The following is a 14131-nucleotide window of genomic DNA, read 5'->3' as shown; positions in this document are numbered from 1 at the left end:
GCGGTCCGATCTGCCCGAAGGCAGCTCTGCCTGGCCGACGCGTCAATGCATGGCGTGCAAACCTGCCATGGAAGACGGCATCGACTCGCTCGATCCGGAGGATTGAGCGTCCTCGTCATTGCCGCCGACCAGGTCCACCCGTTCGCGCAATTCCTTGCCTGCCTTGAAGTGCGGCACCTGTTTGCCAGGCACCAGCACCTGCTCGCCGGATTTGGGATTGCGACCGATACGGGGAGACCGCTGCGACAACGAAAAACTGCCAAAACCGCGGATCTCGATGCGCTGACCCGAGGCAAGCGCCTGGGTCATTGCATCAAGTACGGTCTTGACCGCGTAATCGGTGTCGCGGGCGGCCAGCTGAGGATAGCGGGCCGCCAAGGCGGCGATCAGCTCCGACTTGGTCACGAATTAACCGTCGTTGCGCTGTTGGTCCAGCTTGGCCTTCAGCAGCGCGCCGAGGTTGGTGGTGCCGGACGAAGCGCTGGCGTCGGACATGCGCTGGATCGTGTCGGCGGTTTCGGCGTTGTCGCGGGCCTTGATCGACAGCTGGATCGAACGCGTCTTGCGGTCGATGTTGACGATCATGGCTTCGATGTTCTCGCCGGCGGACAGCACGGTGGTGGCATCTTCGACGCGGCCCGAGGAGATCTCGGAAGCGCGCAGGTAGCCTTCGACGTCCACGGACAGCGTAACCACGGCGCCCTTGGCTTCGACCGACTTGATGGTGCCCGGAACCACGGCGCCCTTGTCAAACGTGGCGACGAAGTTGTTGAAGGGGTCGCCTTCCAGCTGCTTGATGCCCAGCGAGATGCGTTCCTTGTCGGTGTCGATGCCCAGAACCACGGCTTCGATTTCGTCGCCCTTCTTGAAGTTGCGCACGGCTTCTTCGCCAGCTTCCGTCCACGACAGGTCGGACAGGTGGACCAGGCCGTCGATGCCGCCGGGCAGGCCGACGAACACGCCGAAGTCGGTGATCGACTTGATGGCGCCGCGGACCTTGTCGCCACGCTTGAAGTTCGTGGCGAACTCTTCCCACGGGTTCTGGCGGCACTGCTTCATGCCCAGCGAAATGCGGCGACGGTCTTCGTCGATTTCCAGGACCATGACTTCGACTTCTTCGCCCAGGGTCACAACCTTGCGCGGGTCGACGTTCTTGTTGGTCCAGTCCATTTCGGACACGTGGACCAGGCCTTCGATGCCGGCTTCGACTTCAACGAACGCGCCGTAGTCGGTCAGGTTCGTGACCTTGCCGAACAGGCGGGTGCCTTGCGGGTAGCGGCGAGCCAGGCCCACCCACGGATCTTCGCCAAGCTGCTTGACGCCCAGGGAGACGCGGCTCTTTTCCTGGTCGAACTTGAGGACCTTGGCTTCGACTTCCTGACCCACTTGCAGGACTTCGGAGGGGTGACGCACACGGCGCCAGGCCATGTCGGTGATGTGCAGCAGGCCATCGATGCCGCCCAGGTCGACGAACGCGCCGTAGTCGGTGATGTTCTTGACCACGCCCTTGACCACGGCACCTTCGTGCAGGGTTTCGAGCAGCTTTTGACGCTCTTCGCCCATGCTGGCTTCCAGCACCTGGCGACGCGACAGCACAACGTTGTTGCGCTTGCGGTCGAGCTTGATGACCTTGAATTCGAGGGTCTTGCCTTCGTACGGGGTGGTGTCCTTGACCGGACGCAGATCCACCAGCGAACCCGGCAGGAACGCGCGGATGCCGTTGGTCATGACGGTCAGACCGCCCTTCACCTTGCCGGTGATGGTGCCGGTAACCAGTTCGCCGTTCTCCAGGGCCTTTTCCAGTTGCAGCCAGGCCGACAGGCGCTTGGCGCGGTCACGCGACAGGATGGTGTCGCCGTAGCCGTTTTCCAGGGAATCGATGGCCACCGAGACGAAATCGCCGGGTTGCACTTCGAGCTCGCCCTGGTCGTTCAGGAACTCTTCCAGGGGGATCAGCGCTTCGGACTTCAGGCCGGCGTTGACGACGACGAAATTGTGGTCGACGCGCACGACTTCGGCGCTGATGACCTCGCCGGACTTCATGTCCTGGCTCTTGAGGCTTTGTGCGAAAAGGTCGGCGAAGCTTTCGCCGCCGGTGGCGGTAGTGGAAACGGAAGACATGGGGTTGAAATCCATTGGGCCGAAATGGCCGTTAAGAACACACCGCAGCGGATTGCCCGCCACAGTGGAGTCAAAATACCTGCCGGCTGGCTGACCCTTGCGGGGTGGCCCGTGGGGGAGTCGCCTGGCTTGAGCAGGGCCTAATCAAAAAACTGCTTTAAGTGCTGCGTCGCGCATCACTGGCTGGCTTGCTGCCAAAAATCCAGTATTGCCTGCACCGTTTCTGCGATTGTCAGGTTGGACGAATCCAGCACGTGTGCATCTGCTGCGGGAGCGAGCGGCGCGGTGGCGCGCCCGGTATCGCGCGCATCACGCTCGCGCATATCCCGCAAAAGGTCGTCTAGATTAGCAGAAATTCCCTTTTCGATCAACTGCTTACGCCGCCTCTCCGCCCGGGCGACAACGTCGGCCACCAGGAAGACCTTCAGGGACGCATCCGGGAACACGACGGTGCCCATGTCGCGGCCGTCCGCGACCAGGCCTGGCGGCAGCCGGAAGGCGCGCTGGCGCTCGAGCAGCGCCTGCCGCACGCCGGGAAAGGCAGCCACGCGGGACGCGAAATTGCCCACTTCCTCGCGGCGGATGTCATGGCCCGCATCGGCGCCCTCGAGGTACACGTGGGGCCCCTCGAAACGCACATCCAGCGTCTCGGCCACGCGCGCCACGGCCGGCTCGTCCTCGGCGGCAACGCCGCGGTTGATGGCGGCCAGCGCGGTCAGGCGGTACAGCGCGCCGCTGTCCAGCACGGCCCAGCCCAGCGCCTTGGCGACGCGATGAGCCACGGTGCCCTTGCCGGAGGCGGTGGGGCCGTCGATCGTGATGACCGGGGCCGGTGAGGCGGAAGTTGAAGCTGTCGAAGTCATGGATGCCATGCTGCGCTAGGCCGACACCAGGCCGGCGTAGACGTCAAAGTAACCCGGGAACGTCTTGCTGACACAACCGGGGTCGAGAATGCGGACCGCCGCCGGGCCAAACGCCGCAAGCGAGAAGCACATGGCCATGCGATGGTCGTCCCAGGTGCCGATGTGCGCATCGCGCCAGGCGTCCTGCGCCGGCGGCGTCACCTGCAGCCAGTCGGGGCCGGATTCCACCCGTGCACCCAGCTTTTCAAGCTCGGTCTGCATGGCGTGGATGCGGTCCGTCTCCTTGACGCGCCAACTGCCGATGTTGCGCAGCCGGCAGGGGCCGTCCGCATACAGGGCCAGCGCAGCGGCCGTCATGGCGGCGTCGGGAATCAGGTTGAAATCGGTGTCGAAAGCCTTCAGGCGCGCGCCGTCAGCGACCTGCACACCCGAGACTTCGATCCAGCCCGGGCCGTAGGTGACCTTGGCACCCATGTCGGCCAGGGTGCTCGCGAATCCCACGTCGCCCTGGATGCTGTCGGCGCCCACGCCGGTCACCCGCACGGGGCCGCCGCCGATGGCGCCCAGCGCCAGGAAATACGACGCCGTCGATGCGTCCCCTTCCACGGCGATCTCGCCCGGACTCCGGTAAGCCGCGCCCGCCTCCACCACGAAGCGGCTCCAGCCGTCCCGCTGCACCAGCACGCCAAAGCGCGCCATCAGGTTCAGGGTGATTTCGATATAGGGCTTGGAGATCAGCTCGCCGACGACCTCGATGGTCACCGGCTTGCCGCTGCGCGCCGCCTGCAGCGGCGCGGCCAGCAGCAAAGCGGTCAGGAATTGGCTGGACACCGAACCCTGCACGCGCGTCACGGCGTTCTCGGCGATGTCGCCGCGGCCGATGTGCAGCGGCGGATAGCCCGGCTGCCCCAGGTAGTCGATGCGCGCGCCCAGCGCGTTCAGCGCGTCGACCAAGTCGCCGATGGGGCGTTCGTGCATGCGCGGCACGCCGGACAGGCGGTAGTCGCCGCCCATCAGCGCCAACGCCGCCGTCAGCGGGCGAATCGCAGTGCCGGCATTGCCCATGAAAAGGTCGGCGCTTTCGACCGGAAAGCGGCGCACGCCCTGCACCGTCACGCGGCCGGCGTCCAGGTCGGACACCTGCACGCCCAGCTGGCGCAACGCAGCCAGCATGACGCGGGTATCGTCGGAGTCCAGCAGGCCAGTGATGACGGTCGTGCCCTCGGCAATGGCCGACAGCAGCAGCACGCGGTTGGAAATGCTCTTGGATCCCGGCAAGGCCATCATGCCCTGCGCGCGCCGCACACGCGGCAGATCGAGGTAAGGCAAAGCGCCCATTGAACTACTCCTTGCGCCAGCCGCGGCGCGCACGCGCCGCCGTGTCCAGCAACGTCAGCAAAGCCTCGCCGTCGCCATCGGCAATAGCGCGCTCGGCACGGTCCAGCACCCCGCGCACCGCAGCCAGTTCGGCCAGCATCGCGTCGCGGTTGGACAGAAAGATGTCGCGCCACATCTCGGGCGATCCGGCGGCGATACGGGTGAAGTCGCGAAAGCCGCTGCCCGCCAGGTCAAGCCGGGTCTGGGCGTCGGCGGCCGTGGCCACCTGTTCCATATACACCGCGGAAAGCAGATGCGGAAGATGGCTGACCGACGCGAGCACACGGTCGTGCGCGCCTGCCTCCATGTCGATCACGTCCGCGCCGCAGGCCTGCCAGGCCCGGCGCACCAGCGTCAGGGCGGCTGCCTGGTTTTCCGGTACGGGCGTGAGGATGACGGTGCGACCGCGATACAGGCTGGCGTCCGCCGCCTCCGGCCCGGTACGCTCGGCGCCCGCGATGGGATGGCCCGGGACAAACTGCCCAATGCGGTCGCCCAGCGCCTCGCGCGCGGCGTCGACCACCTCGGCTTTGGTGCTGCCGCCATCGGTCAGGATGGTATTTGGGGCAAGGTGCGGCCGCATCTGCGACAGCACGTTGGTCAGGCCGCCAACCGGCGTGGCCAGCATGATGAGATCCGCCTGGGCGGCCGCGGTTTCCGCTGGCACGGCCTCGTCGATCAGGCCCAGCGCGACGGCGCGTTCCAGCGACTGCGCGTTGCGCCCCACGCCCAGCACCTTGCCGACCTGCCCGGCTTGGCGCAAGGCCGCCGCGAACGAACCGCCGATCAAGCCGACGCCAACCACTGCCAACACAGGAATCAGGGGGCCCGCGGCCCCCTGATCGGAAGAAGGTAACGCGTCGTTCATGCGGTCAGGATGGCGGTCAGGGCGTCGATGAACCGGGCGTTTTCATGGGGCAGTCCAATGGACACGCGCAGCCACTCCGGCAGGCCGTCGCCGGCCACCGGACGCACGATGACGCCACGCTTGAGAAGTTCAAGATTGATGCGCGGCGCGTCGCCCACGTGGACCAGCACGAAGTTGCCGTAGCTGGGCACATAACGCAGGTTGAGCTTGTCGAACGCGGCGCAGAGCTGGGCCTTGCCCGCCTTGTTGGAGGCGTAGGCTTCTTCCAGGTAGTCCGCATCGCCGAGCGCGGCGATGGCGGCGGCCTGGGCCAGCGTGTTGACGTTGAACGGCTGGCGCACGCGGTTCAGCAGATCGGTCAGGCCGGGCTGCGCGACCGAGAACCCGACACGCAGGCCCGCCAGGCCATAGGCCTTGGAGAACGTGCGCGACACGATCAGGTTCGAATAGCGGCGCACCAGTGCAGTGCTGTCAAAGCGCAATTCGGGGTCGAGGTATTCGTTGTAGGCCTCGTCCAGCACAACGGTGACGCGGTCGCCGTGGGCGGCCTCTACGCGTTCGAGGAATTCGGCGACCTTCTCGCCCGGCACGAAAGTGCCGGTCGGGTTGTTCGGGTTGGCGATGAACACCAGCCGCGTGTCGTCGGCGATCGCCTCGAACATCGCATCCAGGTCATGGCCGTGGTCGACGGCGGGCACCACGATGTGGCGCGCGCCGCGCGCCTGCGTGGCCAGGCGGTAGACCGCAAACGAGTGCTGCGCGTACACCGCCGACGTGCCCGGTTCCAGCAGCGCGAGCGCGGCGATTTCCAGGATGTCGTTGGAACCGTTGCCCAGCGTGATCCAGTTCATCGGCACGCCATAGCGTTCGGCAAGCGCCGCCTTCAGGTCGAAACCGTTGGGGTCCGGATAGCGCGCCAGCGATTCGGCGGCGGCCAGCATGGCCGCGCGCGCCGACTTGGGCATGCCCAGCGGGTTTTCGTTGGAAGCCAGCTTGACGATGGTGGCCGGATCCAGCCCGAACTCGCGGGCCAGTTCTTCAATCGGCTTGCCGGCCTGGTACGGGGCAATGGCACTGACGTGCGCGGGGGCAACGAGGGGCTTGGATGCGTGGGTCATGATCAGGGATTCACTGCGCCGGGTACGAGCCCAGCACTTTGAGGTAGGCTACCTGCGCCTGCAGGGCTGCCAGGGCGCGCTCGACATTCGGGTCGTTCCGGTGGCCCAGGACGTCGACGTAGAAATAGTATTCCCACTGGCCGGTGCGCGCCGGGCGCGACTCGAAGCGCGTCATCGACACGCCGTTGGCGGCCATGGGCGCCAGCATTTCATAGACGGCGCCCGCGCGGTTGGGCACGGCCAGGATCAGGCTGGTCTTGTCCTTGCCGCTGACGAGCGGCTCGATGTTGCCGATCGCCAGAAAGCGGGTGCGGTTGTGCGGGTCGTCCTGGATGCCGGCCGCAATGATCTGCAGGTTCCAGGCAGGCGCCGCGACATCGCCGGCAATCGCCGCGATGGTCGGATCCCCGGCGGCAGCGCGCGCCGCTTCGGAGTTGCTGGACGCGGCCACGCGCTCGACATCGGGATAGTTGCGCGTCAGCCAGCCCTGGCACTGGGCCAGCGCCTGCGGATGCGCGGAAATGGTCTTGATGCCGTCCATGCTGCCCGATTGCGACATCAGGCAATGACGAATCACCAGCGAACGCTCGCCCAGGATCTTGAGCGGGGTGTTCAGCAGCAGGTCCAGGCTTCGGTTGACGGCGCCTTCGGTCGAATTCTCGACAGGCACCATGCCCACGTCGGCCTGCCCGGCCTCGACGGCCCGGAAGACTTCGTCGAACGAGGCGCAAGGCAGCTTCTGCACCGCATGGCCGAAGTGTTCCAGCGCGGCCTGTTCCGAAAACGAACCCTGCGGGCCCAGGAACGCGACCGTCATGCCGCGCTCAAGGCCGCGGCATGCGGAAATGATTTCGGTCCAGACCGACGCCACGCCGGCGTTCGGAAACGGACCCGGATTGATCTGCTGCAGGCGGCGGATGACTTCGGCCTCACGCTCGGGCCGCAGCACGGGGCCATCGGCGTGCGCCGCATGTTTGGCCTCGCCCACTTCCAGCGCGGCGCGGGCGCGCTGCGACAGGAGATCAAGGATTTGCGCATCGAGGTCGTCGATACGCTTGCGCAGGGGAAGCAGCTTGCGCTGCAGCTCTTCATCCATGGCGGCGCTCGAAGTCCTTCAGGTACTCGACCAGCGCCTTCACGCCTTCGAGCGGCAGCGCGTTGTAGATGGAGGCGCGCATGCCGCCCACGCTCTTGTGGCCCTTCAACTGCGTGAGGCCCGCTGCCTCGGCGCCCTTCAGGAAGGCGTCGTTGAGCGACTCGTCATGCAGCACGAACGGCACGTTCATGCGCGAACGCACGGGCGCGTGAATGGGATTGCGGTAGAAACTGGTGCTGTCCAGATAACCGTACAGCAGGTCGGCCTTGGCCTTGTTGGCCGCTTCCATGCCCGCCACGCCGCCGTTGGCCTTGACCCACTTGAACACCAGGCCCGCGATGTAGATCGCGAAAGTGGGCGGGGTGTTGTAGCGCGAGTGTTCGGCGGCCACGTTGGCGTAGTCGAACGCGGACGGGCAGATCGGCAATGCCTGGCCGATCAGGTCGCGGCGCGCGATGACCATGGTGACGCCGGCCGGGCCAGCGTTCTTCTGCGCGCCGGCATACATCATGCCGCAGCGCGTCACGTCCATCGGGCGCGACAGGAAATGCGAGGAAGCGTCGATGACCAGCGGCACGTCGGGCGCGCCCAGGTCGGCGGTGTCGGGCCAATTCAGGAACTCGACGCCGCCAATGGTCTCGTTGCTGCACAGGTGCAGGTAGGCCGACTCCTTGCGCACCTGCCAGGTGTCGGCAGCCGGCACCCAGGTCAAGGGCGCCTGCTCGCGGCCGTCGATCTGGGTGGCGTGGTCGGAACTGGCCGCGATATGCGTGCTGCCGTAGCGGCCGGCTTCCTTGTACGAGCGCTTGGACCAATGGCCCGTCACGACGAAGTCCGCAGCCGGCGCGCCGCGGCGTCCCATGAGATTCATGGGAACGATAGCGTTTTCCCCGGAACCGCCGCCTTGCATGAACATGACGGCGTAGTCCGCCGGCAGGCCCAGCAGGTCGCGCAGATCGGACTCTGCTTCATCGCAGATCTGCACGAAATGCTTGCCGCGATGGCTCATTTCCATCACGGACATGCCGCTGCCGTGCCAGTCCAACATTTCTGCAGCGGCTTGCTGCAGCACCACCTCGGGCAGGACCGAGGGGCCGGCCGAGAAGTTCCAGGGGCGGGCCATTATTGCTCCGTAGGTTCCGTCGAATCTGCTGCGTCGCTGCTCTCGTCGCCACCGGCTTGCTGGCCGTCTTCGTCCAGTTCGCCGTCGTCGTCCGCATCGCTTTCCACGACACGGCGCACGCCGGACAGCGTGCTGCCGTCGTCGACGTTGATCAGCGTGACGCCCTGCGTCGCGCGGCCCATTTCGCGGATTTCCGCGACGCGGGTGCGCACCAGGACGCCGCCAGTGGTGATGAGCATGATTTCATCCGTGGGCGTGACCAGCACCGCGCCCACGACCTTGCCGTTACGCGAGGTGGTCTGGATGGCGATCATGCCCTTCGTGCCGCGGCCGTGGCGCGTGTACTCCGCGATCGGCGTGCGCTTGCCGTAGCCGTTTTCGGTGGCGGTCAGCACCGTCTGCGTTTCGTCGCCGGCGACCAGCAGCGCAATGACGGTCTGCGTGTCTTCGAGCATCATGCCGCGCACGCCGCGGGCATTGCGGCCCATCGGACGCACGTCGTTCTCGTCGAAGCGCACGGCCTTGCCGGCATCCGAGAACAGCATGACGTCATGCTTGCCGTCCGTGAGGTCGGCGCCGATCAGGTAGTCGCCATCGTCAAGGTCGACGGCGATGATGCCGGCCTTGCGCGGGTTGGAGAAGTCGGACAACGGGGTCTTCTTGACCGTGCCGCGCGAGGTCGCCATGAAGACGAAGTGGTCTTCGCTGAATTCCTTGACCGGCAGCACCACCGTGATCTTCTCGCCTTCGGCCAGCGGGAACATGTTGACGATCGGCTTGCCGCGCGAATTACGCGTGCCCTGCGGCACTTCCCAGACCTTCAGCCAGTAGACGCGGCCGCGGTTCGAGAAGCACAGCAGGAAGTCGTGCGTATTGGCGATGAAGAGCTGGTCGATCCAGTCGTTTTCCTTCATGGCCGTGGCCTGCTTGCCGCGTCCGCCGCGCTTTTGCGAACGGTATTCGGACAACGGCTGGCTCTTGATGTAGCCGCCGTGCGACAGCGTCACGACCATGTCGGTCGGCGTGATCAGGTCTTCGGTATCCAGTTCCGTCGCGTTCAGTTCGATTTCCGAACGGCGCGAATCCTTGGCGCCGGTCGAGAACTCGGCCTTGATGGCCTGCAGTTCTTCGCTGATGATCGTCGTGATGCGCTCGGGACGAGCCAGGATGTCCAGCAGGTCGGCGATGGTGGACATGATGTCCTTGTATTCGCCGACGATCTTGTCCTGCTCCAGCCCGGTCAGGCGTTGCAGGCGCATGTTCAGGATTTCCTGGGCCTGGGTGTCGCTCAGGCGGTACAGCCCATCGCCCTGCAGACCGAACTCGGCGCCCAGGTCGTCCGGACGGAACGCCGCGCGCCCGCCCGGCGTGTCGCCGTCGGCGCGCGCCAGCATTTCGCGCACCAGCGACGAATCCCAGGACTTCGCCATCAGTTCCTGGCGGGCGACCGGCGGAGTCGGCGCTGCCTTGATGATCGCGATGAAATCGTCGATGTTGGCCAGCGCCACCGCTAGGCCTTCCAGCACGTGGCCGCGCTCGCGGGCCTTGCGCAACTGGAACACCGTGCGGCGCGTGACCACTTCGCGGCGATGCTGCAGGAAGTAATCGATCATCTGCTTCAGGTTGAGCAGGCGGGGCTGGCCGTCGACCAGCGCCACCAGGTTCATCCCGAAGGTGTCCTGCAGCTGGGTGTTCTTGTAGAGGTTGTTCAGCACGACCTCGGGCACTTCACCGCGCTTGAGCTCGATGACAAGGCGCATGCCGTCCTTGTCCGACTCGTCGCGGATGTCGGAGATGCCTTCGATCTTCTTGTCGTTGACCAGCTCGGCAATGCGTTCCTGCAGCGTCTTCTTGTTGACCTGGTAGGGAATCGCGTCGATCACGATCGCCTGGCGATTGCCCTTCTCCATGTCTTCGAAGTGCGTCTTGGCGCGCATGATGACGCGCCCGCGCCCCGTGCGATAGCCTTCGCGCACGCCGGACATGCCGTAGATGATGCCGCCCGTGGGGAAGTCCGGCGCCGGGATGAGCTCGATCAGCTCATCGACCGTGCACGCCGGATTGCGCAGGCAATACAGGCAGCCGTCGACCACTTCCTGGAGGTTGTGCGGCGGAATATTGGTGGCCATGCCCACCGCGATGCCCGAGCTGCCGTTGACCAGCAGGTTGGGCAGGCGCGACGGCAGCAGCAGCGGTTCCTGTTCGCTACCGTCGTAGTTGGGTCCGAAATCGACGGTTTCCTGGTCGATGTCGGCCAGGAGCTCGTGCGCGATCTTGGCCAGGCGGATTTCGGTGTAACGCATCGCGGCGGCGTTGTCGCCGTCGATGGAACCGAAGTTGCCCTGGCCGTCGACCAGCATGTAGCGCATGGAGAAATCCTGCGCCATGCGGACGATGGTGTCGTAGACGGACTGGTCGCCGTGGGGGTGGTACTTACCGATGACGTCCCCGACGATACGCGCGGACTTCTTATAGGCGCGGTTCCAGTCGTTGTTCAGCTCGTGCATCGCGTAGAGCACGCGCCGGTGGACGGGCTTCAAGCCGTCCCGCACATCCGGTAGCGCCCGACCGACGATCACGCTCATCGCGTAATCGAGGTAACTGCGGCGCATCTCTTCTTCCAGCGATACCGGAAGCGTCTCCTTGGCAAAGGAATCCATATATATAACGACAGAATCGTGTAAGGAGGAACCCGGGCCGGGTAAACAGGAAATTCTATCATTCGATTGAGGGACCGGTCGGATGGGCCGTCGGAAGGCGCCGCAAGCGGACCGCGACGGATCGATTGGAAACGCCGCCCGGCCAAGCCCACCCGCGCCCCGCGGCCCTGTTGTCAAAAACCAACATGGGAAACGGCAGGAGTGCCGAAAACGTCATATCCAGCATTAATGCGCCTGTCCAGGGAAGCCAAAGCCCCCCAAATGCCTTAAGATTGTTTCCAGCACGCAGGAAACCCAGTAGCTATTCCTTTGAACCAGCTCTTGGCGTTGCTATACTGGCCCCGTTTTCCTGATATGCGGCGGGGGTTCGCTGCGAGTCACTTATCCAGCTTCAAGCTCAACGAGGAGAAACATGAACAAACCCTCCAAATTCGCTCTGGCGCTCGCCTTCGCCGCCGTCACGGCCTCTGGTGTAGCTTCCGCGCAAACCGTGGACAACTGGCGCAACCCGTTCGGTAACGTTTGGAAGAACGGTACGAACGAACTGTGCTGGCGCGATGCCTTCTGGACCCCGGCCACCGGCATCCCCGGTTGCGACGGCGTCCCGGTTGCCCAGCAGAAGGCGAAGCCGGCCCCGATGGCGGCAAAGGTCGTGTTCAATGCTGACACGTTCTTCGACTTCGACAAGTCGACCCTGAAGCCCGAAGGTCGCCAACTGCTGCAGCAAGTCGCTCAGCAAGCCAGCACCATCGATCTGGAAACGATCATCGCCGTCGGCCACACCGACTCGATCGGTACCGAACAGTACAACCAGAAGCTGTCCGAGCGCCGCGCCGCTTCGGTCAAGGCTTACCTGGTCAGCCTGGGCATCGACCCCAACCGTATCTATACGGAAGGCAAGGGCGAACTGCAGCCGATCGCTTCCAACAAGACGAAGGAAGGCCGCGCCCAGAACCGTCGCGTTGAGATCGAAATCGTGGGTAGCCGCAAGTAATTGCTGGACTAGCTACAATAAAGGGGCCTCGCATAGCGAGGCCCTTTTTTTCGCCTGCGCCGCGCCCGACGGGTGCAGCGCCGAGCCCTCTCCTCGCCTAGCGCGGGGGGAACCCCTCTATATATAGAGCCGCCTTACGCCGGACCGCCCATGAACACGCAAACTCACGACACCGCGCAAGCCTCCGTCAACGCCGACCAGGCCGAAATCGACAAGTTCAGCGCCCTGGCCAGCCGCTGGTGGGATCCCGAAAGCGAGTTCAAGCCGCTGCACGCCATCAATCCGCTGCGCCTGGAGTGGATCCAGGAATGCGCGGGCAGCCTGGCGGGCCGCAAGGTGCTGGACGTGGGCTGCGGCGGCGGCATCCTGTCGGAAGCCATGGCCCGCAGCGGCGCCGAGGTGACCGGCATCGACCTGGCCGAAAAGTCCCTGAAGATCGCGCGCCTGCACGGTCTGGAATCGGGCGTGAAGGTTGAGTACCGCAAGGTGCCCGTCGAGGAACTGGCCGCCGAGCAACCCGGCCAGTACGACGTGGTGACCTGCATGGAAATGCTGGAACACGTGCCGGATCCCGCCTCGATCGTGCGCGCGTGCTCGACCCTGGTGAAACCGGGCGGTTGGGTGTTCTTTTCGACCCTGAACCGCAACACCAAGTCCTTCGTGTTCGCCATCATCGGCGCGGAATATGTGCTGCGCCTTCTGCCGCGCGGCACGCATACCTACGACCAGTTCATCAAGCCGAGCGAACTGTCGGCCGCGGCGCGCGGCGCCGCGCTGGAGCCGGTGAGCATGCGCGGCATGGAATACAACCCGATCACCCAGATCTACTCGCTGTCGTCCGACACCTCGGTCAACTACCTGATGGCTACCCGTAAATGAGCGCCCTGATCCTGTTCGATTTCGACGGCACCCTGGCCGACACCGCCCCCGACCTGGCAGCCGCCGCGAACCGTCAGCGCACCCGCCGCGGCCTGGAGCCAATGGCATACGAGGCGCTGCGCCCCGTGGCATCCCAGGGCGCGCGAGGCCTGCTGCGCGTGGCGCTGGACCTGCAACCGGGTCATCCGGACTACGAGCCCACCCGCTTGCAGTTCCTGGAAGACTACGCCGCCAGCTCGACGGTGCACAGCAAGCTGTTCCCGGGCATCGAGGAACTGCTGGCCGATATCCGCAATCGGGGCATGTCGTGGGGCATCGTCACCAATAAGGTCACCTACCTGACCTTGCCGATCGTCGAATTCCTGGACCTGACGCGCGACAGCGCCGTGCTGGTTTGCGGCGACACCACCGCACACGCCAAGCCCCACCCCCTGCCCCTGCAGCACGCCGCGCGCGAAGCGGGCTTTGAGATCGACCGCTGCGTCTACGTCGGCGACGACTTGCGTGACATTCAGGCTGCCCACGCGGCCGGCATGCCCGCCGTGGCGGCTGCCTATGGCTACGTGGGCGAAGAAGACAACGTCATCGCCTGGCAGGCGGAAACCTGCGCCAATTCGCCCACGGAATTGTGGGCGGCCATCGAGCCCTTGCTGCCGCGCGACCTGCGCTGACCGTCGCGCACGGGCGGCCCGGCGGCTGCCCGTCCCGCCGGGGCGGCGCCCGCACCTGCCTGGTGCCCGCCACTGTTCGGTTTTATTAGCGCAACTGACCGAACAATCTATCCGGACGCCGGGGCTTTATCCGCCCCGCAATCTCCCCTAAAGTGTGAACCGTACACCGCGCTCCGGCTTTTTCGGATCGCTTCGCTACCGGCGCATGCCGGCGTCGCGGCCCAAGCAGGCCGCAGCGATTTCCCCGTGCTGACGGCCCTCAGCGTCCCGTCGCACCGTGCCCCGCCCGCCTGGCGTGGCGCACGCCAGACCTTTTAGACCTTGCCTTCAACTCCCTGCACGCGCGGCGCCTTCCGGCCTC

12 protein-coding genes are annotated in these 14131 nt (G+C 65.4%); 3 read left to right on the top strand and 9 right to left on the bottom strand.

From position 1 onward, the window contains the following. Window positions 1-42 precede the first annotated feature (42 nt). The 9 genes from LN047_RS07310 to gyrA form a co-directional block, all read right to left on the bottom strand. Window positions 43-405 carry an integration host factor subunit beta gene (locus LN047_RS07310; protein WP_056322254.1) on the bottom strand — a complete coding sequence of 121 codons (363 nt, stop codon included), beginning with the start codon at window positions 403-405 and terminating at the stop codon, window positions 43-45. Between the two features lie 3 nt (window positions 406-408). Next, window positions 409-2121: a 30S ribosomal protein S1 gene (rpsA, locus tag LN047_RS07305; protein WP_056322251.1), complete on the bottom strand. Its 1713-nt coding sequence runs from the start codon at window positions 2119-2121 to the stop codon at window positions 409-411. Window positions 2122-2297: 176 nt separating this feature from the next. Then, window positions 2298-2984 carry a (d)CMP kinase gene (gene cmk, locus LN047_RS07300; RefSeq protein WP_180099121.1) on the bottom strand — a complete coding sequence of 229 codons (687 nt, stop codon included), beginning with the start codon at window positions 2982-2984 and terminating at the stop codon, window positions 2298-2300. A 15-nt stretch (window positions 2985-2999) separates the two neighbouring features. Further along, window positions 3000-4322, bottom strand: a complete 1323-nt coding sequence (gene aroA, locus LN047_RS07295; protein WP_338618609.1) for a 3-phosphoshikimate 1-carboxyvinyltransferase — start codon at window positions 4320-4322, stop codon at window positions 3000-3002. Between the two features lie 4 nt (window positions 4323-4326). Next, window positions 4327-5229 carry a prephenate dehydrogenase gene (locus tag LN047_RS07290; RefSeq protein WP_373981431.1) on the bottom strand — a complete coding sequence of 301 codons (903 nt, stop codon included), beginning with the start codon at window positions 5227-5229 and terminating at the stop codon, window positions 4327-4329. Next, window positions 5226-6347 carry a histidinol-phosphate transaminase gene (gene hisC, locus LN047_RS07285; RefSeq protein ID WP_062838604.1) on the bottom strand — a complete coding sequence of 374 codons (1122 nt, stop codon included), beginning with the start codon at window positions 6345-6347 and terminating at the stop codon, window positions 5226-5228. The genes LN047_RS07290 and hisC overlap by 4 nt, the downstream gene beginning before the upstream one ends. Before the next feature lie 10 nt (window positions 6348-6357). Beyond that, entirely contained in the window at window positions 6358-7443 is a 1086-nt protein-coding gene (gene pheA / locus LN047_RS07280) for a prephenate dehydratase (protein ID WP_056322239.1), read from the bottom strand. Continuing rightward, window positions 7436-8566, bottom strand: coding sequence for a 3-phosphoserine/phosphohydroxythreonine transaminase (gene serC, locus LN047_RS07275; RefSeq protein WP_312541039.1), 1131 nt, complete (start codon window positions 8564-8566; stop codon window positions 7436-7438). Before serC ends, pheA begins: the two co-directional genes overlap by 8 nt. After that, window positions 8566-11226 carry a DNA gyrase subunit A gene (gene gyrA, locus LN047_RS07270; protein ID WP_373981430.1) on the bottom strand — a complete coding sequence of 887 codons (2661 nt, stop codon included), beginning with the start codon at window positions 11224-11226 and terminating at the stop codon, window positions 8566-8568. The genes serC and gyrA overlap by 1 nt, the downstream gene beginning before the upstream one ends. Window positions 11227-11638: 412 nt before the next feature. Here gyrA and ompA point away from each other — a divergent pair, with 412 nt between their 5' ends. The 3 genes from ompA (at window position 11639) to LN047_RS07255 (ending at window position 13770) form a co-directional block, all read left to right on the top strand. Further along, window positions 11639-12220 carry an outer membrane protein OmpA gene (ompA, locus tag LN047_RS07265; protein WP_056322232.1) on the top strand — a complete coding sequence of 194 codons (582 nt, stop codon included), beginning with the start codon at window positions 11639-11641 and terminating at the stop codon, window positions 12218-12220. Between the two features lie 150 nt (window positions 12221-12370). Continuing rightward, complete coding sequence (gene ubiG / locus LN047_RS07260) at window positions 12371-13099, top strand: bifunctional 2-polyprenyl-6-hydroxyphenol methylase/3-demethylubiquinol 3-O-methyltransferase UbiG (protein ID WP_373981429.1); 729 nt, start codon at window positions 12371-12373, stop codon at window positions 13097-13099. Continuing rightward, a complete protein-coding gene (locus LN047_RS07255; RefSeq protein ID WP_062838600.1) occupies window positions 13096-13770 on the top strand; it encodes an HAD-IA family hydrolase in 675 nt (224 codons plus the stop codon). The genes ubiG and LN047_RS07255 overlap by 4 nt, the downstream gene beginning before the upstream one ends. Window positions 13771-14131: the final 361 nt, after the last annotated feature.

Source organism: Achromobacter sp. JD417, assembly GCF_041879325.1.
GTDB lineage: Bacteria > Pseudomonadota > Gammaproteobacteria > Burkholderiales > Burkholderiaceae_B > Achromobacter > Achromobacter mucicolens.
This window is presented reverse-complemented; position numbering and strand designations above follow the sequence as displayed.

Coding starts and splice junctions, on each gene's coding strand:
- rpsA (WP_056322251.1), bottom strand. CDS start 2,121: ATGTCTTCCGTTTCCACTACCGCCACCGGCGGCGAAAGCTTCGCCGAC.
- cmk (WP_180099121.1), bottom strand. CDS start 2,984: ATGACTTCGACAGCTTCAACTTCCGCCTCACCGGCCCCGGTCATCACG.
- aroA (WP_338618609.1), bottom strand. CDS start 4,322: ATGGGCGCTTTGCCTTACCTCGATCTGCCGCGTGTGCGGCGCGCGCAG.
- LN047_RS07290 (WP_373981431.1), bottom strand. CDS start 5,229: ATGAACGACGCGTTACCTTCTTCCGATCAGGGGGCCGCGGGCCCCCTG.
- hisC (WP_062838604.1), bottom strand. CDS start 6,347: ATGACCCACGCATCCAAGCCCCTCGTTGCCCCCGCGCACGTCAGTGCC.
- pheA (WP_056322239.1), bottom strand. CDS start 7,443: ATGGATGAAGAGCTGCAGCGCAAGCTGCTTCCCCTGCGCAAGCGTATC.
- serC (WP_312541039.1), bottom strand. CDS start 8,566: ATGGCCCGCCCCTGGAACTTCTCGGCCGGCCCCTCGGTCCTGCCCGAG.
- gyrA (WP_373981430.1), bottom strand. CDS start 11,226: ATGGATTCCTTTGCCAAGGAGACGCTTCCGGTATCGCTGGAAGAAGAG.
- ompA (WP_056322232.1), top strand. CDS start 11,639: ATGAACAAACCCTCCAAATTCGCTCTGGCGCTCGCCTTCGCCGCCGTC.
- ubiG (WP_373981429.1), top strand. CDS start 12,371: ATGAACACGCAAACTCACGACACCGCGCAAGCCTCCGTCAACGCCGAC.
- LN047_RS07255 (WP_062838600.1), top strand. CDS start 13,096: ATGAGCGCCCTGATCCTGTTCGATTTCGACGGCACCCTGGCCGACACC.